Raw genomic sequence first — 19,823 nt, forward strand, 5'->3', positions numbered from 1 at the left:
CATGAAAAAGCTCATATTAATATCATTTTTCATTTGCTTAGCAGGGTGCCAAAGCGCCTATTATGCGGCATGGGAAAAAGTGGGAGTAGAAAAACGCGATATCTTAGTAGACCGAGTTGAAGACGCTAAAGATTCACAAGAAGATGCGCAAAAACAATTCAGTTCTGCGTTAGATGAATTTAGCCAACTTATAAACTTCGATGGTGGTGAATTACAAGACGTTTACGAACAACTCAAAGATCAGTTTGAAGCCAGCGAAGAATCAGCGAATACCTTATCCGATCGTATTGATAAAGTAGAGAGTGTCGCTGAAGCATTATTTGATGAGTGGCAAGAAGAGCTTGAAAAATATACTAACGTCAAACTCAAGCGCGATAGCCAACAGCAACTAAAAGACACCCAACGTCGCTATACTGCTTTAGTTCGCACCATGCGCAAAGCTGAGAGTACAATGGCGCCGATATTATCTTCATTAAGAGACAACGTCTTGTACTTAAAACACAACCTTAATGCGAATGCTGTGGGCGCTCTGCAAGGAGAGTTTAACGGTATTAAGAAAGAAATTAATCAATTGATTATAGAAATGAACAAAGCCATATCTGAATCAAATAACTTTATTTCTAGCATGAAGAGTTAATTTTATACCTATACCACCTCATGATGGCGAATTAACTTCGTCATCATCTTCTGTAAATGTTTCTTCTGATTCCTCGTTCAAGAATACTTCTAAAACATGAGTGACCTCTGCGCCAACGAGCACTACCACCCATGACAAATAAACCCATACAAACAAAATAGGAATTACCGCTAAAGCACCGTAAATAAGTTGATAGGAAGGAAAACTTGTTACATAAACGGCAAACAGTTTTTTGCTGGCTTCAAATAAAACCGCTCCAACCAAAGCTCCACAAGCGGCATGTTTTGGCGAAATCTTTTTATTTGGCACCAGCATATAAATGATAAAGAAGGCAAATACTGAGGTCAAAAAGGGCAAAGTTTTTAATAAGGTCGTTGTAAGACCTGCAGTGTACTCCTCAGCATAAGTGGCCAACCCCACTAGATAAGAGCTCATGATCACACTAAAGCCCATAAGTAGCGGTCCTAAAGTCAGCACCATCCAATAAATAGCAAAGGTGAATATAAGTGGCCGTTCACTCTTAGATTGCCAAATACTGTTTAAGGTTTTATCAATGTTTGAAATCAACATTAAGGCTACAATAACCAGTGATAGGATCCCTATGGCGCCCATTCCAGACGCATTTCCAACAAACTCACTCATATAAGTTTGCACTTGATCGCCTGCTGTAGGCACAAAACTACTAAAGATCAGCTCTTCTAAGTCGCCTCTGGCTTCAGCAAAAGCGGGGAAGGCAGACAGAATAGTAAAAAACACCATAATAAATGGCACAAGAGATAATAATGAGACGTAGGCTAGGTGCCCAGCAGAAACCGTTATTTTATCTTTTTTGCAATGCCCAAAGAACAACAGCAAAAATCGTTTTGCCATTGTCATGTTTTCTCGAATATTTGCGATCCGTATCGATTTAAGCTGCATTTACTTTAATAAACCTTAATAACCAAGATGCGGCTAGTCTGCTCTAACACCCAACATATGGCAAATAGCATAACTCAGTTCACTGCGATTAAGGGTATAAAAATGAAACTTCCTGACGCCTTCTTTCGCCAATACCTTAACCATGTCCATGGCGATATTAGCCCCCATCAAATTACGGGTCGTTTGGTCATCTTTATCTAAACCATCATACATTTTGTGTAACCATTGCGGCACATGTACGTTTGTAAACCCGGCAAAACGTTGCAAGGTTTGATAGTTAGTCACAGGTAATATCCCAGGAACGATGTCTAAATCAATGCCTGTTGCGGCGGCACGATCTCTAAAGCGTAAAAAAACTTCGGCATCAAAGAAAAACTGACTTATCGCCTCCGTTGCACCAGCATCCGCTTTACGCTTCAAATTGAGTAAATCAAATTGGCTATTTGGCGCTTCTGGATGTTTTTCAGGATAAGCCGCGACTGCAATTTCAAAGTCTGCTACCTCTTTTAACAATGCCACTAAATCAGATGCATAAGACTGGGGTTTTTCAACTCCTTCAGGCAAGTCACCACGCAATGCTACAATTTTTCTGATCCCGCTTTGCCAATAGTCCTTGGCTATTTCAATTAGTTCATCCCGAGTCGCGTCTACACAAGTCAAGTGTGGTACGGCTTGAATGCCCGTCTCTGCCTGTATACGTTTCACCACATCATGAGTTCTATCACGCTCACCACTATTCGCACCATATGTTACCGACATATAAGAAGGCTTAAGTGGCGCTAGACGTTCTACCGATTTCCACAAGGTTTGTTCCATTGATTCGGTTTTAGGTGGAAAAAATTCAAAGGAAACATCAATCCCCTGCACCTCTGATAATGATTGATTTAATGCATCTATCCCTTGTGCGTAAGACGCCATGGGTAACTCCAAAAGTATTTAGCCGTTTAGACGTCTAAAGTAAACTTTGTGCGCAAAGCCGTCAAGATGTTTAGAAGTCTATCATTGACCTTTTGCCCGTAATGTTTAGAATTTCCATGCATAAGAAAGACTAAAGAATATATTTATGGCAAATTCGACAAAATGGAACGGTGAATATATTCACCCATATGCTGAACACGGCAAAAAAAGCGAGATGGTGAAAAAAGTCACAGTATCAATACCCCTCAAAGTATTGAAAGTTCTCACCGACGAACGTACCCGTCGTCAGGTGAATAATTTGCGACATGCAACTAACTCAGAATTACTCTGTGAGGCGTTTTTACATGCTTTTACTGGGCAACCCCTACCAGATGATGAAGATTTGGAAAAAGATAACACCCAACTGATCCCCAAAGAAGCCAGAAAGCTGATGCAAGAAATGGGATTAACTATAGATACCGAAGTAGATGGTGAATGAACGCTTTAAATATAATTTAAAGCGTTCATTAGCAGGCAAAACCTAAGGGGATTGCCTGCTAATGAAACCCTAAACGTAATCGTATTTTCCACCTTTTTCTAAAGCGGCTTGATATGCGGGTCGCGCATGAACTTTTTCGACGAACTTAGTAATGTTTGGAAAGTTTTTGGTATTACCTCGAGCAACCGCGGCCTCGAGTGGAAAACTCATTTGTATATCAGCTCCTGATAATTCTTCACCTGAAAACCAGGGGTTATGTGCTAAATGGCTTTCAATATAGTCCATATTTTTGGCAATAATCGGTCCGTAATAAGACGCCATCAGCTTATCAACAATCTTATTCGCAATCATTTTGACAAAAAAGGGTGTGGCACTGGCTTTTACTTTATCAAGTACTAACTTTGCCACTAAGGGCGGCATCAGTGTGCCTTCAGCAAAGTGCAACCAATAAATATATTGTCTATGCACTTCTGTGCCACGCGGCGGGTCAACAAGCTGCCCCGCTGCATTCTCTTTGTGATAAGTGCCGATCAGATATTCAATTATGGCCCCCGACTCAGCAATAGTGACCTCTCCATCCGTTATGATTGGAGATTTACCTAAAGGATGTATTAATGTCAGGGTGTTAGGGGCTAAGTTAGTGACTTTATCCCTTTGATAATGTTTCACTTGGTATTCAAGATTAAGTTCTTCTAACAACCACAAAATGCGTTGCGAGCGGGAATTATTTAAGTGGTGTAGTGTGATCATCTGGGGTTCCTTAATAACAAATATTCAGTGTTTTATACGCACAGAACTAAGCGAAGACCACTTTTGATAGAATATTTGTATGTATTCGTAGTGTTTATTAACAACGCAATCCCACGCGTTCCCCTGTCTCTATTACTTGCTGCTTTAGCCATTGCCACAACTGCGGATTTGCTTTTTCAATAGCGGCATTTTTATGCAGTATCTGAGTCACGGAAATATTGTGGTCAATCCAACTTTGGCAGCCGTTATTTAGATTTTGGAGCACCGGCATTAACCTATCAATTGCTTTAGCAAATTGTGCTTCTGGGGTTTGAGCCTTTTCAAATTCCATCCATAAATTGAGGTAAGTTTGTCCTTGTTCATCAGGCAAAATTGCAAAAATTCTTTGCGCCGACAGCAGCTCATTTTCATAATCATCATGATTCGCATCATAAGCAAACTTATCTCCCGTATCGATCTCAACTATGTCGTGCAACAACAACATAGTGACAACTGTTAATGGATCAGTAGTTTGCTCTGCGTGAGGCAATAACGTTAAGGCTAATAATGCAATTTGCCAACTATGTTCCGCGCTATTTTCATAACGTGATAAACCAACAGGTTTAATCTTACGATCGACACTTTTTAATTTTTCAATCTCGACAATAAAGCGAGTGATAGCTTGAAAGTTTTCAGTCATTTATTACTCTCTGAATAAAACAGTGATAGTCGTAAGGGACATTATCCAATCGCAGATTGTTTATTTTCCTGCAGGATCCAAACTCGCATAATAGGCGGCTAGATTAGCAATATCTGTGTCGCTTAAGCCGGCCGACATGGGTGCCATTACCATATTTTTACGCTCTCCATCACGAAATGCCTTCAGTTGTAAAACCAAATACTGCTCTTTTTGTCCAGCTAGGTTAGGATACATAGGGATAGTAGAAATACCGTTGTTGCCATGACAGGCGCCACAAGTAACGGATTTAGATTTTCCAGCAGCAATATCAGCTGCAAGTATTGGTTGAGATACGAGGGTTGCAGTAGCAAATACAATTGTTAATACACTTTTCTTAAGATTTTTCATGTTGGATCCTTAATCTTACACCTAGAGGTTTGAGTAAATAAATTATGCTAATGAATAAGCGTTTTCAATGAAATTAGATCATTCTTTTGCTGAAGAACTTACTGCACTGGCTAGCGAAGTCAAGCCAAATAAATTGATAAACTCACACTTAGTTGCTTTTAATCAAGAGCTTGCCACGGAATTAGGCTTGCCGACTGAATGGCAAGAAGAAACCGAGTTATTTAACACACTTTATACTCAGGAAGGCTTACTGAATCGCCGAACGGTAGCGCAAAAATATGGAGGTCATCAATTCGGCCATTGGAATCCAGAATTAGGTGACGGGCGTGGATTGTTACTAGCAGAAGCCATTGACAAACAAAAACAACGCTGGGATTTGCACCTAAAGGGAGCTGGCCCAACCCCCTATTCGAGATTTGCTGACGGACGGGCAGTATTGCGCTCTACAATTAGAGAATACTTGGCCAGTGAAGCGCTATTTTATTTGGGGATCCCTACTTCACGAGCATTATGTTTAATCACCAGTGACGAACCCGTATACCGAGAAAAACAAGAAAGAGCAGCTAAGATGATCCGAGTATGTCAAAGTCACCTGCGCTTTGGCCACTTCGAATACTTTTATCACAGTAAACAACCACAAAAGTTGCAAAGTTTATTTGACTATTGCTTTAAGTATCACTTTACTGAATGCGCCAAAGCCGAATCTCCTTATCTAGCATTGCTTGAAAAAATAGTACAAGACACGGCTAAGTTAATTGCGAAGTGGCAAGCTTTTGGCTTTAATCATGGAGTAATGAATACAGATAACATGTCGATTCATGGCATCACCTTCGATTACGGACCATATGCGTTTTTAGATGATTTTGAACCGACTTTTATCTGCAATCACTCCGACCCTCAAGGTAGATACTCCTTTGATAGTCAACCGGGTGTAGGATTATGGAACCTCAATGCGTTAGCACAAAGTTTCACTCCGTACTTAGAAATAGAACAGATAAAGCAAGCGCTAAGCACCTACGAAGGAATTTTATTAAAAGAATATTCCACCTTGATGCATCACAAATTAGGCCTTGTCCCTAGTGCTGCAAATAGCGAAACCCATGCCCAGATCATTAATGTCTGGTTAGATATGTTAGCGGCTGAAAAAAAGGATTATTCTGTGACCTTCAGACAGCTATGTCAGTTTGATATATTGGATGATAATCAAAATTTACGGGATCAATTTATTAATCGTGAAAGGTTTGATGACTGGGCTAAACAATACGCCTTGGCATTATCAAAACAAGGAATCAGACAAACCCAACGACAAACCCAAATGCGCCATCACAATCCACATATAATGTTGCGCAATTATTTGGCGCAACAAGTAATAGATCGAGCAGAAGAGGGGAATTTTGAAATGTTTCACCAGTTTATTGCTGCACTAAAAAAACCATACGAAGAAATTGAGGAATACCAGAAATTCTCTGCGCCACCACCCGATTGGGGGAAACAATTAGAAATATCTTGTAGTAGTTAAGGTTAATAATTTTTGAAATCACACCGCTATTTTTGCAAAAGTAGTAGCAATAAAGTGCAATATACGCCAACGTATATTATTCGTAATAGCTACAGAGTAATCATGAAGTCACTCTACTCAATTGCTTTGATCTTATATTTTGTAGGCGCCTTTTGGTCCACAAATAACATGGCTGCTGAGCAGGTGGTGATATCCAAACAAAACGCTCAGGTCAACTTGCTGCCGGAAATTGACTGGCTAGTGACAGACAAAAGTAGACAGTTGTCCGATATTCAAAATTTACAAGAGTGGCAACGCAGTTATTTCCCCAATCAAATAAGCCAAGATAAAAGCTTATGGGGGAAAATCAAGATTGTGTTTGATGATCCTGATGAGAAACAATATTTTCTGACTGTAGACAACCCTTACCTGAACTATGTTGATGTGTTTTTATTGGACGAAAAAGAGCGCATCTTAGGCTCCTACCTAATGGGCGTGAATCGAGATTATGCTAAACGCCCTTTCAGACACAGACTATTTATTACTCCTATCAATGCAGAACAACAAGCTGTAACGGTTTTTCTAAGAATAAACGACGATGGCCCCTTAGTCTTTTCCATCGACATAGATAAACAGTCATCATTAGTCGAAAGAGAACAAGTACTGCTAGCTATCATTGGTTTTATTAGTGGTGGCCTTACTTTGCTCGCCTGTTATTTCTTTATTACTTATATCTTTATGCGTAGCCCAGTACGTTTTTGGTTTGCCCTTTCGAGTGCGGCATTTTTATTGTTATTTTTAAATACTAAGGGGGTATTAAGTCAAGTTATCGGTATCACTGCCTACATATCCAATCTCAGCTTTGCATTGTTTGGGTTATTATTACTCACGTCAGCAAAAGTCACCTTTGCCATTTTAGAAGGGGTTCCTACTATTTGGCGTTATGCCTTGTATAGTTTTGGCTTTATTACTCTGGGAATGGCTTTTTCTTCAGACAGCGGGCAGCAAATCACATTTTCAGTGCTCATGGCTGCATTTTCAGCTTTACTTGTCGGTTTGCTGGGATTTTTCTATCACAAACCCGACAAAAAAATTGCTAATTTAGTTTGTTTAATGGGGTTAGCTTGTATAGCTTTAAGCGGCTTTGGTCAAGTGACATTATTTTTAACTGGCATCCCATTAACACAAAAAATTTCCTTGCTGTTTGCTGTGTTCATCATGCTAGGCATAATGTTAGTCGCACTGGCAATTGAAGCCCATGAGCGTGTTATAACCAATCGCCACAGCTTACAACAACAGTTGGCAATAACAGATCTGCAACACTTTTATGATTTATTCAGGAATTCTGCAGAGGGCTTATATACCTCAAGCTTGGACGGTCAACTCATAAGCGTGAATCCAGCGATGTGCACCCTATTTGGTTATACCGATGTGGATGAAATGCTACGGGAAGTAGAGAATGCCTCGCAGTTCTACGCTAACCCTGAAGATCGTGCCATTATGCTAGGAGAAATACATCGAGGCGATAAAGTCATTGGTAAAGAAACCAAAGGTGTACGTAAAGACGGTAGCGAATTTTGGTTTGCAATCTCAGGGCAAATCAAACAAGAACAGGATAAGCAGTACTTATTTGGTTCTATTTCAGATGTAACCGAGCGCAAGCAATCAAATATTAGCCTTGAATATTTAGCCTCACACGATTCACTGACCGGTGTTTACAATAGGCGTGAATTTGAACGTAGACTGCAACGTGCATTGGTTAATGCTCAAAATCAAAATAGTGATCTCACCCTTCTCTACTTGGATTTAGACCAGTTTAAGGTAGTGAACGACACCTGTGGCCACAAAGCGGGCGACTTGTTAATTAAACAACTATCGGAAAAACTTGATGGGGTAGTAAAGGAAAAAGGCACCTTAGCGAGGCTGGGTGGCGATGAGTTTGGCGTATTATTAGAAGGCGATAACGCACAAATGGCTTATTTGCTGGCCAACAAACTACTGACTGCAGTGCAAGAATTTCGTTTTGTTTGGGAAAATCGAATATTCACCTTAGGCATTAGTATAGGACAAGTCCCTTGGCAGCCTAATATCAATTCACCAGAACAGTTATTAAGTATGGCAGACGCAGCCTGTTATTTAGCTAAGGAACGTGGCCGCAACCAAGTACATACCTATTCTGCTGAAGACATTCATATGCAACGATATGAATCTGAAATGTCCTGGGTAACTCATATTAACCATGCGCTGCAAAACGACAGCTTCGAATTATACTACCAACATTATCAATCCTTAAGTCAAAAAGCGCAGGGGCATCACTACGAAATATTACTTAGAATGCGCGATCAACAAGGCAATGTTATTGCTCCCGGGGCTTTTTTACCGTCTGCCGAACGTTATAGCCTTACCGCACAAATAGACCGTTGGGTTGTAGAGAATTATTTCAGTTGGCTAGGAAATAACCCGCAACACAATGCCGAACTAGAACGAGTCAGTATTAACCTAAGTGGTCACTCCTTAGCAGATAAAGAGCTTAAACTATTTGTTTTAAATGCCTTTGAAAAGCACAAAGTCCCCTATCAAAAAGTATGTTTCGAAATCACCGAAAGCATGGCGATTTTAAAAATGGATGAAACCTTAGAGTTTATTAATACCTTCCATAAATTGGGTTGTTTATTTGCCTTAGATGATTTTGGTAGTGGTTTTTCTTCCTATAACTATTTGAAAAATCTGCCCGTTGATCAAGTCAAAATTGACGGAAGTTTTGTTAAAGACATACTTGTCGACCCTGTTGATATGGCTATGGTGAATTCAATTAAAGATGTGGCTAAAGCAATGGGTATGGAGACAGTCGCCGAGTTTGTTGAATCTACAGAAATAATGGTTGAACTGGGTAAAATGGGGGTTGATTTTGCCCAAGGTTATGGCGTGGCTAAACCACATTCACTAAAAGATTTCACTGCACATAGATGATCTCAAGCTATTGTAAAACTCTGAATCATGCCCATATACTCAAATACTTCCAGATTGGAGATGTACTTTAACTTTGATGTCCAAGTACGCAGCTAGTGGGCGAATAGCCCGCAATTTTCCCATTAACAAAGTACGTTTTACACTATATGAAGCCTAAATCAGATCAGTATCAATATGTTAGCTCAGCCAATTTACCCACTCACTGGGGCAAATTTCACATTCATGGTTTTATTGATAATGAACTTGGGCAAGAACATGTCGCCTTGTCATACGGGAAATGGGACATTGATGATATTGTGCCTATTCGTATTCACTCTGAGTGTTTAACTGGGGACGCATTGTTTAGTACTCGTTGTGATTGTGGTGCACAACTAGAAAAAGCATTGCAAAACATCGTTCAGCAAGGCAAAGGAGTACTTCTATATTTACGTCAAGAAGGCAGGGGCATTGGCCTACTAAATAAAATTCGCGCATACCATCTACAAGATCAAGGCATGGATACCGTTGAAGCAAATGAACACTTAGGTTTTGATGCAGATATTAGAGATTATGGTATTTGTAAGTTGATTTTAGAAAAGCTGAACGTAAAAAATGTCAATTTAATGACCAATAATCCCAAGAAAAGTGTAGCACTTACCAGCATGGGCATTAACGTTGTAGAACGTACCCCCATTGATCATGGAATAACCGATGATAATCGACATTACATTCGCACAAAAACAGAAAAGTTAGGCCATCAGTTCGATAAACACCTATTTAAGTAAATTTTATTAAAGACCTGCCGCGTCCCTTAAAATCATTAGGTTATCTGCGGCAACATCCACCTAGCCAGAACGCGAGTTAAAAAACCTTTACGTCAGTATATATTCAGCCATGGTTAAGGCAAACAATCGTATAACCTAGTCTAACATCTTAAGTGAAACGCAATTTTGGTAACACTTGAGTTTACGATTATATAAGGAAAGGGTTATGCGAATCCAAACCAAGTACCTGTGCATTTATTTAAGTATTTTTTGCCTATTAGCAAGTAGCGCCCTGCAACCTGCTCAAGGGCAGCAAACAAACGATGCTGAAATTACCGAACTTGATCAAGCTCAACTAGATCAAATGTTAGCCCCGATAGCCCTATACCCAGACACCTTACTTTCACATATATTAGTGGCGTCGACCTACCCGTTAGAAGTAATCCAAGCAGCCCGTTGGCGCGCAGCCAATTCAGATTTAGATGAACAACAAGCACTCAATGCAGTGGAAGACAAAGACTGGGATCCAAGTGTACAAGCTTTAGTGCCATTCAATGACTTATTACAAAAACTAAGTGATGACTTAGACTGGTTGCAATCCTTAGGTAGTGCTTTTTTAGTGAATGAACAGCAGATATTAACAAGCGTTCAAAATTTGCGTCAAAAGGCCTATGAACAAGGCAACTTAACTAATAATGATTATGTAAATGTTGAGCATGACCAAGGTGAAATTGTAATAGAAACAGTACGTAGGGAAGTGGTTTATGTGCCCTATTACGATACTCGCATTGTCTATGGAAACTGGTGGTGGGACAACTATCAACCCTATTACTGGGATCGCCCAAGACATAGTATTTTTAGTGCGGGGTTATATTGGAGCATAGGCTTTAACATTCGTCCCAACTTCTATTTTGGAGGCTTTCATTGGCACAATCGTCACGTTGTAGCTAACTACCATTACCGTAAATATGCAAATAGACACTGGTCATCGCATCACAATAATCGCCAAATTGTGCGAGTTAAAGAATATCCGCGCTGGAACCATAACCAAAAACATAGAAGAGGCGTTCAATATCAAATTAACGGACAGCGAATCGTACGTAACATTAACGGTGGCAACAAACTCAAAAGTTATAAACAAATTGATAAACAAAGGGTGTTGAACCTGAGTGATTATGGCCATAGACAAAATAAGAGTACAAATAACATTAATGAGGCTAAACGCGTCAAACAAGCCTTAATTCATCAACAACAAACGGCTCGTCAAACCAAAACCTTCAAGGGGAATAAGGTGGCGAGTAATAAACAACGGATTATTAATCAAAGTAAAAATCAACAAAAGCAGGTTCTTAGCAAACAACATAAAACTAGCCATTACACTAAAGTGGACGCTAAGCAGAGAAATAACCAGAAATATTCATCAATAGAGGCGCAAAATAAACAACAAAAGCGCACCACAGTGAACTCTCAAAATAAGAGTCACAAATACAAATCAAACTATAAAAGCAGTACCAAAAGTAACAGTTATCGCGCCAAATCGAGCCAACAAAACAAGTCGCGGCCGGTAAAAGTGTCTCGCCAAAGTAAAAGTAGTGGTAAAGATCATTAACCTACTATTGATAACGACAATCTGCTCAAGTTATTATTCTTAATCCATTCAAAATAATAATTTGAGCTATTTTTTGCAAATTCAAATTGACGATCTCACCCACCCTAAAGTAGTGGAATTGTTGCAACAACATTTAGACGATATGTACGCCACATCACCGGCTGAAAGTGTACATGCCTTAGATCTAGAAAAACTTCGCCAACCAGATATCACCTTCTGGACAGTTTGGCAGCAACAAGACCTATTGGGTTGTGGGGCATTAAAGGCATTATCTTCGCAACATGCTGAAATCAAATCAATGCGCACGTCCCGCCAGCATTTGCGCAAGGGTGTAGCTACGCACATACTTGAACATATAATAATGCAAGCAAAAGCACGGGAACTAAAACGTATTAGCTTAGAAACAGGCTCTCAAGCCTTTTTCAAACCCGCTATTGCACTATACAAAAGCTACAATTTTAAATTTTGCGAGCCCTTTGCAGACTATCAAGAGGACCCCAATAGTAAATTTATGACATTGGTATTAGGGAGTGCAGATTAAATTTGGTAAAATGCACAATATCCTAAGGTTATATAAGTTACGCACCAAATGAATTTTAAAGGTAACCATATTCTGTCGGTCAATCAGTTCGACCGCGACGCAATTGAGCGAGTATTTAACGTTGCCCATCAAATGTTGCCCTATGCCAAAAGGCAAAAACGCACTACAGTGTTAGATGGGGCAATTTTAGGTAACTTATTCTTCGAGCCAAGTACCCGTACAAGAGTCAGTTTTGGCACAGCATTTAATCTATTAGGCGGTGAAGTGCGTGAAACCACTGGACTAAGTAACTCTGCTTTAGCAAAAGGTGAGTCATTATACGACACTGCCCGTGTCCTCAGCGGTTACTCTGATATTATTGCTATGCGCCATCCCGACTCAGGTTCAGTGGCAGAATTTGCCGAAGGCAGTCGCATTCCGGTCATCAACGGTGGCGATGGCGCTAATGAACATCCTACTCAAGCACTTTTAGATTTATATACTATCCAAAAAGAATTGCTCGATCACGGCAGCAGTATTGATGGTATGCATATCGCCATGATTGGTGATTTAAAATACGGTAGAACAGTACATTCATTATCTAAGTTATTATGTTTATTTAACAATGTTCGTTTTACTTTAATCTCACCTAAAGAGCTGTCTATGCCGAGCGCTATTATTGACGCCATTGAAAATGCAGGTCATCAGTATAAAATTACTGACCAATTTGAAGGCAGCGTGGATGCGGATATTTGTTACCAAACACGCATACAAGAAGAACGTTTTCCCTCGCAAGAAGAAGCCAATCAATACCGAGGTAAATTTCGACTCAATCAGCAAATTTACACCAAACATTTTCAATCAAAAACCGTAATAATGCATCCGCTACCTCGTGATTCCCGTGCAGAGGCTAACGAACTAGACAATGATTTAAATCTAAACCCTAATCTTGCCATTTTTCGTCAAACAGATAATGGTGTATTAGTACGTATGGCATTATTTGCGCTCACTCTAGGTGTGGAAAACATTGTTACCCAGTTTGATCGTGAAGTGCTTTGGCACGTAAATACTTAACTAACAAATTATTCAGCTAAAAATTCAACTAATAAAAAGAAGTCATTATGCAAAAATCAAAAAGCCTTTTCGACCGCGCTAAACAACATATTCCTGGCGGCGTTAATTCCCCAGTTAGAGCCTTTAAGGCAGTAGGCGGCACTCCCCCATTTATCAGTAAGGCTGACGGACCTTATATTTTTGATGTAGACGGCAAACGTTATATTGATTACGTACAATCATGGGGGCCAATGGTACTAGGGCATAATAATCCTAAGATTCGCCAAGCTGTGATTGATGCAGCAGCCAATGGGTTAAGTTTTGGAGCCCCCACCGAAGCAGAAGTGATCATGGCAGAAAAGGTCAGCGAGTTAGTCCCCTCGATGCAAGTATTACGTATGGTCAACTCAGGTACTGAAGCCACCATGAGTGCGATACGTTTAGCGCGAGGATTCACTAATCGCGACAAAATTATGAAGTTTGAAGGTTGTTATCATGGTCATGCCGATGCTTTGCTGGTTAAAGCAGGATCAGGAGCATTAACCTTTGGAGTGCCTAGCTCTCCTGGCATTCCTGCTGATTTTGCCAAACACACTCTGACCATGGAATACAATAATCTAGATTCAGTCATTAATGCGTTTCAACAACATCCAGAAGATATAGCCTGCATTATTGTTGAACCCGTCGCAGGTAACATGAATTGTATTCCTCCTGTTGATGGTTTTTTACAGGGGCTTAGAGATATCTGCGATCAATATGGCGCATTACTAATATTTGACGAAGTGATGACAGGTTTCCGAGTTGCACGTGGCGGAGCCCAAGAAAAATACAACATTAAACCAGATCTCACTTGTTTAGGAAAAGTGATTGGTGGCGGTATGCCAGTAGGCGCATTTGGTGGTAAAGCCGAAATAATGCGACATATTTCCCCTGATGGCCCTGTGTATCAAGCTGGTACACTATCGGGTAACCCTGTGGCTATGGCTGCAGGCTTAGCATCGCTGGAAGAGATCCAGAAAGTAGGTTTATATGATCAATTGACTAAAACTACACAAACCTTGGCGGAAGGATTTAAAACCCTAGCGAACAAACACGGTATTCCGATGTCTGTTAACTACGCCGGCAGCATGTTTGGCTTGTTTTTTACTGATGTAGAGCGAGTTACCAACTACCAACAAGCCATTAGCTGCAACACAGAACAATTTAACCACTTCTATCATGGTATGTTAGACAATGGTGTGTATTTAGCGCCGGCATCCTATGAAGCAGGCTTTGTATCGGCTGCACATGATGATGAAATTGTGCAACAGACTTTAGCTATAGCCGATAAGGTATTGGCGAATGTTGCCGCTCGATGCAATTAATCAATAATGAGACTGCTAACCAAACCTTGGTTTTAGAGAGATAAAATACACCCAATGCTTGAGCAAGTATTACAACCATTACCGCTGTTTTTATTGGCTATCATTGCACTGTTCACAGTAGTGTTAATCATGCTTCTTAAAAAAACAGCGCGTTTAAGCAGCAGTAATGCCACTTGCAATCAACAAGCTGACACCAGTGCACAACAATCATCAAGCGATGAAACCTTACAACAATATAAGGACAAAGCTGATGAAGCGATGCGTTTAAACCAGACTTTTCGTAAGTTTGTACCTAAACAATTTGTTGATCACTTCGCAAAACATGGCTCAGAAGCCTTAGAACTTGGCCGAGCTGACGAAGACGAGCTCGCCATTTTATTTTCAGATATTCGAGGTTTTACTAGTTTATCTGAACAAATGAGCCCACAAGAATTAATGAATTTTTTAAATTCCTACTTTTTACGAATGAACGAACCCATTCATAAAAATAAGGGGTTCATTGACAAATTTATTGGCGATGCTGTTATGGCGTTATTTGATCGGCCAACAGGCACCAATACCGATAAAGCCCAAGACGCCATTCGTGCTGCGCTGGACTTACGTTACGCCATTAATCTTTATAACGAACATAGAGCTAATTGTAATTACCCGCCAGTGAATATTGGTATAGGGATCCATTTTGGCCCAGTGATAATTGGTACAGTTGGCTCTGATGACAGAATGGACACCACTGTAATAGGCGACAGCGTTAACATTGCCTATAGGCTTGAGGCTCTTGCACCCAAATATAATACTGACATAGTCATCAGTGCCCAAACCCTGCATCAAGCCGATGCCAAAGGCCTGTTTGAATACCGCTTATTAGACTGGGTAAGAGTTAAAGGCAGAAAGGCCTCAATAGAAGTCTACGAAATAATCGATCACCAAGCCCCCAATATAAAACACTTAAAACTCGCCAACGCTGAGTTAATTTCATTGGGTTTGGGGTGTAGAAAACAACAAAACTGGCAACAAGCCATCACCCATTTTCAACAAGCTTTGGATATCTACCCTGAAGACACTCTCGCCAAACATCATTTAGCCCAATGTGCTAAGTTAAAAAATACTGAGTTGGCAGAAGATTGGGATGGGTCAATATTATTAGAGTAATAGTACGCCTCAACAACACTGACTCAACTTTTAACAATTTGTAATTGCGACCACAATTCAGTCCAACGTCCTATTTTTTCAGCATTACTCAATTTTTTTGGTGAAACAGCAACACTTCCCTGTAAACTCAAATATTGTTCCAAAACCTTGGCATTTACACTGCCCACAGACTCTTCTTCAGAAAGATAACAAACACCTACAATCGTCTGGCAATGACTACATTGCAAAAAAGTAGCTTGTTCTGAACCTTGTTTTTCATAACGCAAAGGGCTGTTAGATACAAAGGTGATCTGACCTTGTGGATCAGATAAATATTCAATACCTCGCTGCATACAATACTCACAATCACACTTTCTCGAGGTGTAACTGCTTAACTTTTTTGGACAAGAAAACTCTATGGTCACTTTGCTACAGCAGCATTTTCCAAAATATTGATACATTAGGTAAAGTGAAGCTTAATCTTTAGCTTGTCGTTTGATAAAAGTAATAGATGGCGCAAAAAATGCGCCACCAGTTTCGGCTGTGGTGTAGTCTAGTAACTTGTCGTATGTGCCTTCTTCATCACCAAAAATCATACTCCTGAGCATTTTAATAAATGGCTCTGGGCTACTGGCACAAGAAACAAAATATAAGCCCTGCACTGACATATCCCCGTAAGGCATGCTTTGTCTGAGCATTTCTATACTTTTACCGTTCTCGTCTTTCAAACTGGTACGTTTTGTATGGGAAAATGCGGCCTTTTTGTCACTGGCATATTCAACGTTATCGGTCTTGGTTCTGCCAATTACGTCTTCTTGACTGCCTTTTGGCAGTAGTTGCCACTTAGTCATATTATGGCGGTAGCGCTGCACATGAATATAACTACCACCAGCAAAGTCTGGGTCCTTGTCACCCACTATGGCCACATCAAACTTGTGCATGCCACGGGGATTTTCTGTGCCGTCCACAAAACCCGTTAAGTCTCTGCCATCTAAATATCGGAAACCTCGCACTTCTTCATATAAGTCAACGTGGGGTTTTAGCAACTGAATAATTTCTGTACCTATGGCATGACAGATATCCATTCGATCCGCTTTGACTTGAATAAAGAGATCACCAGGAGAATTAGGCGCACTGCGATCGTCACAATTCATACAAGGAAACGGAGCTAATTCATTGGGGATAATGTCAGGGTAAAGCTCATACCAATAATCTGTGCCTATGGCCAAAACGCCCGATACCATTGCTTCGTAATATTCTTCGTCAAAATGTGTAAACAAATCGAGAATACGGGCTAATTTTACTCGCATCGCTTGGGTGTCATCATCTACTACTGTAAATGTCAGATACAATGCATGAAGATTAGGTTCTGCGCAGATACCTTTTTGAGCCTGAGTCATAATGCTAAGACCTCAAATTCTGTAATGCTTTGATGCGTATTTCTAATGGAGGATGACTAGAAAATATTGCCTGCATTTTACCCGCATTAATGGCCAACGCCGCCATTTCATCAGGTAACTTTGGGGTTTCTTTAAAACTACGCAAACGTTGCAGTGCTGCAATCATATTATTTTGGCCAGCTAATTTTGCGCCGCCAGCGTCCGCTTTAAACTCTCTGTATCTGGAAAACCACATAACAATCATAGTCGCGAATAACCCAAGCAGGATCTCAGCTATAAAAGAAACAATCCAAAAAGCGGGTCCATGTCCTCGTTCAACTTTAAAGACAACTCGGTCAACAACATGACCAATTATACGCGATAAAAACACCACAAAAGTATTTACTACACCTTGAATCAGCGTCATGGTCACCATGTCGCCATTTGCCACATGGCTTACTTCATGTGCAAGCACAGCTTCCACTTCATTTTTTGGCATGGCATCCAAAAGCCCAGTGCTCACGGCAACCAAGGCATTATTTCTATTCCAACCGGTAGCAAAGGCGTTAGGTGAAGAATGGGAAAAAATACCGACTTCTGGCATACCAATCCCCGCTTCTTTAGCCATATTCTGTACTGTGTTAACTAACCAACGTTCAGTTTGGTTTTCTGCATTGACAATAATATGTACTTTCATGCTGCGTTTAGCCATAAACTTGGATAAAAACAACGAGATAAAAGCACCACTGAAACCTATCACTGCGGCATATACCAGCAAAGCATTAAGATCGAGGTCAACACCGTTATCAGCCAATAAACCTTGGATCCCAAATAGACTAAATACTAGCCCCAACAAAGCCATAACAGCTATATTGGTACCTAAGAATAATAGTATTCTCATTGTTTAACATTCCCCAGCAATAGAATTCAAAATCAGCATAGCGTATCGAAATTTAATGTTTTTCTTAGACGCATATTAACAGTAATGTTATTTTCTCCAATGCACTTTAATTACACACTAATAGCCCGCTGCTTGCCCATCTTTACGACTTTCAGACGCGCCATAATATACCCCTGTTTGAGGATCACGCATAATAGCTTGATATCCCCCATATGCTCCCACTGTATCCCGTAGCTTATGCCCTTTCTTAAGCAACTCTCTTTTCACTTTAGTATCAAACCCAGACTCCAAACTGACATAACCACCGTCTGTCATGATTTTACCAGTTGCTTGGCTTGAACCAGAATGCAATATACGAGGTGCATCACCCGCTTCTTGTAAATTCATTCCAAAATCAATTAAGTTCACCACAATCTGTGCATGCATTTGTGGTTGTGCTCCTCCTCCCATCACACCAAAACTCACCCAAGGTTGACCATTTCGAGTAATAAATGCAGGAATAATCGTATGAAAAGGGCGTTTATTAGGGGCATACACATTAAAATGCCCTTTTTGTAAACTAAACAACTCGCCTCGGTCTTGCAGCATAAAGCCTAAACCTGTGGGTGTCATACCCGATCCCATGCCACGATAGTTACTTTGAATGAGGGACACCATATTACCGTCTTTATCAGCAGTGCTGAGATAAATGGTATCTCCATCATTTAATCCAGCATCAAACCGTTTAGCGGCGGTGGTGGTGTCGATTAACTTACGGCGCTTCTGGGCGTATTCTTTTGAGATCAGCCAATCAACCGGAATATCATTAAAGGCAGGATCGGCGTAATATTTGGCGCGGTCTTCAAACGCCAGCTTTTTTGCTTCAACAAAGGTATGCACATACTGCTCAGAGCCAAAACCCATACCTTCAACATCAAACTGTTCAAGCAGATTCAAAATTTGTAACGCTGCGATTCCCTGACCGTTAGGCGGTAATTCCCAAATATCGTACCCTTTATAATTGGTAGAAACAGGCTCTACCCACTCTGAGGTGTGACTGGCTAAATCTTGGTAACTTAAAAAACCTCCTTGTTCTTTCATGTAAGCAGCGATAGAGCGGGCAATATCCCCTTTATAAAAAACGTCTCGCCCCCCAGTGGCTATTTTTTCATAGGTCACTGCTAATCCTTTATTCTGAAATATCTGACCTTTAACTGGTGCCTTGCCATTTGGCATATATGTATCTTTAAAACCTGCAAACTCACTCAGTTTAGGCGCACTTCGCTGCATGTAATAAGCGATTAACTCACTCACAGGGAAGCCCTTTTTTGCGTATTCAATACTAGGCGAAAGAATACTGGTCATGGGCAAGCTGCCAAACTTAGCATGTAGTTCAAACCAACCATCTACCGCTCCAGGAACAGATACAGGTAAAGGTCCATGGGATGGAATATGGTCTAGTCCCTGTAACCCAAAATGTTCAAGGGTGAGTGACTTTGGTGAGCGCCCTGATGCATTGAGTCCATATAACTTCTGGGTTTTAGCATCCCAAACAATGGCAAATAAATCCCCTCCTATACCACTGCCTGTTGGTTCAACTAAACCTAACATCGCATTAGCCGCAATAGCTGCATCTATGGCATTGCCGCCCTGTTTTAGGATGTCTAAGGCGACTTGTGTGGCTAATGGTTGGCTAGTCGCCACCATAGCATTTTGCGCTATCACTTCTGAACGGGAGGCAAAAGGTTCGCCTGTAATTCGGTCGTAAGCAACACTAGAAGAACTAGCGAAAACCAAAGTCAACATACTCATTACTATAGATATTTTCATTAGCCACGGATTAACAATTAATAGTGTTATTAGGATACTCTGATTTGAAGCAGTGCTCTATTAGTTATACTCATAAAAAAGC

19 protein-coding genes are annotated in these 19,823 nt (G+C 40.5%); 10 read left to right on the forward strand and 9 right to left on the reverse strand.

Annotated elements, in window-relative coordinates; all coding sequences use genetic code 11:
* Window position 1: 1 nt before the first annotated feature.
* Window positions 2-637, forward strand: a complete 636-nt coding sequence (locus tag AAC000_RS14375) for a DUF2959 domain-containing protein (protein ID WP_339723486.1) — start codon at window positions 2-4, stop codon at window positions 635-637.
* Between the two features lie 18 nt (window positions 638-655).
* Here the strand turns inward: AAC000_RS14375 and AAC000_RS14380 are convergent, their stop codons facing one another.
* Complete coding sequence (locus tag AAC000_RS14380; protein WP_339723488.1) at window positions 656-1,555, reverse strand: virulence factor BrkB family protein; 900 nt, start codon at window positions 1,553-1,555, stop codon at window positions 656-658.
* 33 nt (window positions 1,556-1,588) lie between these two features.
* Window positions 1,589-2,473, reverse strand: a complete 885-nt coding sequence (metF, locus tag AAC000_RS14385; RefSeq protein ID WP_339723490.1) for a methylenetetrahydrofolate reductase — start codon at window positions 2,471-2,473, stop codon at window positions 1,589-1,591.
* 145 nt (window positions 2,474-2,618) lie between these two features.
* On the opposite strand from metF, the gene metJ reads away from it, so the two are divergent.
* Window positions 2,619-2,951, forward strand: coding sequence for a met regulon transcriptional regulator MetJ (gene metJ, locus AAC000_RS14390; protein WP_339723492.1), 333 nt, complete (start codon window positions 2,619-2,621; stop codon window positions 2,949-2,951).
* A gap of 69 nt (window positions 2,952-3,020) precedes the next feature.
* On the opposite strand, the gene AAC000_RS14395 is transcribed toward metJ, so the two are convergent.
* From AAC000_RS14395 to AAC000_RS14405, 3 genes are all read right to left on the reverse strand, one after another.
* Window positions 3,021-3,701, reverse strand: coding sequence for a glutathione S-transferase (locus AAC000_RS14395; protein ID WP_339723494.1), 681 nt, complete (start codon window positions 3,699-3,701; stop codon window positions 3,021-3,023).
* Between the two features lie 97 nt (window positions 3,702-3,798).
* The gene (locus AAC000_RS14400) at window positions 3,799-4,380 is read right to left on the reverse strand and encodes an HD domain-containing protein (protein ID WP_339723496.1); all 582 of its coding nucleotides are present in this window, start codon (window positions 4,378-4,380) and stop codon (window positions 3,799-3,801) included.
* Window positions 4,381-4,440: 60 nt separating this feature from the next.
* Window positions 4,441-4,767: a cytochrome c gene (locus AAC000_RS14405; RefSeq protein WP_339723498.1), complete on the reverse strand. Its 327-nt coding sequence runs from the start codon at window positions 4,765-4,767 to the stop codon at window positions 4,441-4,443.
* Between the two features lie 67 nt (window positions 4,768-4,834).
* On the opposite strand from AAC000_RS14405, the gene AAC000_RS14410 reads away from it, so the two are divergent.
* The 8 genes from AAC000_RS14410 (at window position 4,835) to AAC000_RS14445 (ending at window position 15,673) form a co-directional block, all read left to right on the forward strand.
* Complete coding sequence (locus AAC000_RS14410) at window positions 4,835-6,286, forward strand: YdiU family protein (RefSeq protein WP_339723500.1); 1,452 nt, start codon at window positions 4,835-4,837, stop codon at window positions 6,284-6,286.
* A 102-nt stretch (window positions 6,287-6,388) separates the two neighbouring features.
* Entirely contained in the window at window positions 6,389-9,235 is a 2,847-nt protein-coding gene (locus AAC000_RS14415; RefSeq protein ID WP_339723502.1) for an EAL domain-containing protein, read from the forward strand.
* A 146-nt stretch (window positions 9,236-9,381) separates the two neighbouring features.
* Window positions 9,382-9,999, forward strand: a complete 618-nt coding sequence (ribA, locus tag AAC000_RS14420; RefSeq protein WP_339723503.1) for a GTP cyclohydrolase II — start codon at window positions 9,382-9,384, stop codon at window positions 9,997-9,999.
* Window positions 10,000-10,204: 205 nt separating this feature from the next.
* Window positions 10,205-11,587 (forward strand): DUF3300 domain-containing protein, encoded by a 1,383-nt coding sequence (locus AAC000_RS14425; protein ID WP_339723504.1) that lies wholly within the window; start codon window positions 10,205-10,207, stop codon window positions 11,585-11,587.
* 73 nt (window positions 11,588-11,660) lie between these two features.
* The gene (locus AAC000_RS14430; RefSeq protein ID WP_339723505.1) at window positions 11,661-12,128 is read left to right on the forward strand and encodes a GNAT family N-acetyltransferase; all 468 of its coding nucleotides are present in this window, start codon (window positions 11,661-11,663) and stop codon (window positions 12,126-12,128) included.
* Between the two features lie 48 nt (window positions 12,129-12,176).
* Window positions 12,177-13,181 carry an aspartate carbamoyltransferase gene (locus tag AAC000_RS14435; RefSeq protein WP_339723506.1) on the forward strand — a complete coding sequence of 335 codons (1,005 nt, stop codon included), beginning with the start codon at window positions 12,177-12,179 and terminating at the stop codon, window positions 13,179-13,181.
* 47 nt (window positions 13,182-13,228) lie between these two features.
* Entirely contained in the window at window positions 13,229-14,524 is a 1,296-nt protein-coding gene (gene hemL / locus AAC000_RS14440) for a glutamate-1-semialdehyde 2,1-aminomutase (protein ID WP_339723507.1), read from the forward strand.
* 54 nt (window positions 14,525-14,578) lie between these two features.
* Window positions 14,579-15,673 (forward strand): adenylate/guanylate cyclase domain-containing protein, encoded by a 1,095-nt coding sequence (locus AAC000_RS14445; protein WP_339723508.1) that lies wholly within the window; start codon window positions 14,579-14,581, stop codon window positions 15,671-15,673.
* A 23-nt stretch (window positions 15,674-15,696) separates the two neighbouring features.
* Here the strand turns inward: AAC000_RS14445 and AAC000_RS14450 are convergent, their stop codons facing one another.
* The 4 genes from AAC000_RS14450 to ggt all read right to left on the reverse strand — a co-directional run bounded on the left by AAC000_RS14450 (window position 15,697) and on the right by ggt (window position 19,723).
* Window positions 15,697-16,005 carry a hypothetical protein gene (locus AAC000_RS14450; RefSeq protein ID WP_339723509.1) on the reverse strand — a complete coding sequence of 103 codons (309 nt, stop codon included), beginning with the start codon at window positions 16,003-16,005 and terminating at the stop codon, window positions 15,697-15,699.
* Window positions 16,006-16,128: 123 nt separating this feature from the next.
* Window positions 16,129-17,052 (reverse strand): Dyp-type peroxidase, encoded by a 924-nt coding sequence (locus tag AAC000_RS14455; RefSeq protein WP_339723510.1) that lies wholly within the window; start codon window positions 17,050-17,052, stop codon window positions 16,129-16,131.
* A gap of 4 nt (window positions 17,053-17,056) precedes the next feature.
* Window positions 17,057-17,932: a protease HtpX gene (gene htpX, locus AAC000_RS14460; RefSeq protein WP_339723512.1), complete on the reverse strand. Its 876-nt coding sequence runs from the start codon at window positions 17,930-17,932 to the stop codon at window positions 17,057-17,059.
* A 117-nt stretch (window positions 17,933-18,049) separates the two neighbouring features.
* Window positions 18,050-19,723: a gamma-glutamyltransferase gene (gene ggt / locus AAC000_RS14465; RefSeq protein ID WP_339723600.1), complete on the reverse strand. Its 1,674-nt coding sequence runs from the start codon at window positions 19,721-19,723 to the stop codon at window positions 18,050-18,052.
* Window positions 19,724-19,823 lie beyond the last annotated feature (100 nt).

The organism is uncultured Paraglaciecola sp. (genome assembly GCF_963977085.1).
Taxonomy (GTDB): domain Bacteria; phylum Pseudomonadota; class Gammaproteobacteria; order Enterobacterales; family Alteromonadaceae; genus Paraglaciecola.

Excerpts from the sequence above, each read along its gene's own strand:
- AAC000_RS14445 (WP_339723508.1), top strand. The coding sequence starts at position 14,579 with ATGCTTGAGCAAGTATTACAACCATTACCGCTGTTTTTATTGGCTATC.
- AAC000_RS14405 (WP_339723498.1), bottom strand. The coding sequence starts at position 4,767 with ATGAAAAATCTTAAGAAAAGTGTATTAACAATTGTATTTGCTACTGCA.
- AAC000_RS14455 (WP_339723510.1), bottom strand. The coding sequence starts at position 17,052 with ATGACTCAGGCTCAAAAAGGTATCTGCGCAGAACCTAATCTTCATGCA.
- metF (WP_339723490.1), bottom strand. The coding sequence starts at position 2,473 with ATGGCGTCTTACGCACAAGGGATAGATGCATTAAATCAATCATTATCA.
- ribA (WP_339723503.1), top strand. The coding sequence starts at position 9,382 with ATGAAGCCTAAATCAGATCAGTATCAATATGTTAGCTCAGCCAATTTA.
- AAC000_RS14400 (WP_339723496.1), bottom strand. The coding sequence starts at position 4,380 with ATGACTGAAAACTTTCAAGCTATCACTCGCTTTATTGTCGAGATTGAA.
- AAC000_RS14410 (WP_339723500.1), top strand. The coding sequence starts at position 4,835 with ATGAAATTAGATCATTCTTTTGCTGAAGAACTTACTGCACTGGCTAGC.
- AAC000_RS14395 (WP_339723494.1), bottom strand. The coding sequence starts at position 3,701 with ATGATCACACTACACCACTTAAATAATTCCCGCTCGCAACGCATTTTG.
- AAC000_RS14435 (WP_339723506.1), top strand. The coding sequence starts at position 12,177 with ATGAATTTTAAAGGTAACCATATTCTGTCGGTCAATCAGTTCGACCGC.
- metJ (WP_339723492.1), top strand. The coding sequence starts at position 2,619 with ATGGCAAATTCGACAAAATGGAACGGTGAATATATTCACCCATATGCT.
- AAC000_RS14380 (WP_339723488.1), bottom strand. The coding sequence starts at position 1,555 with ATGCAGCTTAAATCGATACGGATCGCAAATATTCGAGAAAACATGACA.
- hemL (WP_339723507.1), top strand. The coding sequence starts at position 13,229 with ATGCAAAAATCAAAAAGCCTTTTCGACCGCGCTAAACAACATATTCCT.
- AAC000_RS14415 (WP_339723502.1), top strand. The coding sequence starts at position 6,389 with ATGAAGTCACTCTACTCAATTGCTTTGATCTTATATTTTGTAGGCGCC.
- htpX (WP_339723512.1), bottom strand. The coding sequence starts at position 17,932 with ATGAGAATACTATTATTCTTAGGTACCAATATAGCTGTTATGGCTTTG.
- ggt (WP_339723600.1), bottom strand. The coding sequence starts at position 19,723 with ATGAGTATGTTGACTTTGGTTTTCGCTAGTTCTTCTAGTGTTGCTTAC.
- AAC000_RS14450 (WP_339723509.1), bottom strand. The coding sequence starts at position 16,005 with ATGCAGCGAGGTATTGAATATTTATCTGATCCACAAGGTCAGATCACC.
- AAC000_RS14425 (WP_339723504.1), top strand. The coding sequence starts at position 10,205 with ATGCGAATCCAAACCAAGTACCTGTGCATTTATTTAAGTATTTTTTGC.
- AAC000_RS14375 (WP_339723486.1), top strand. The coding sequence starts at position 2 with ATGAAAAAGCTCATATTAATATCATTTTTCATTTGCTTAGCAGGGTGC.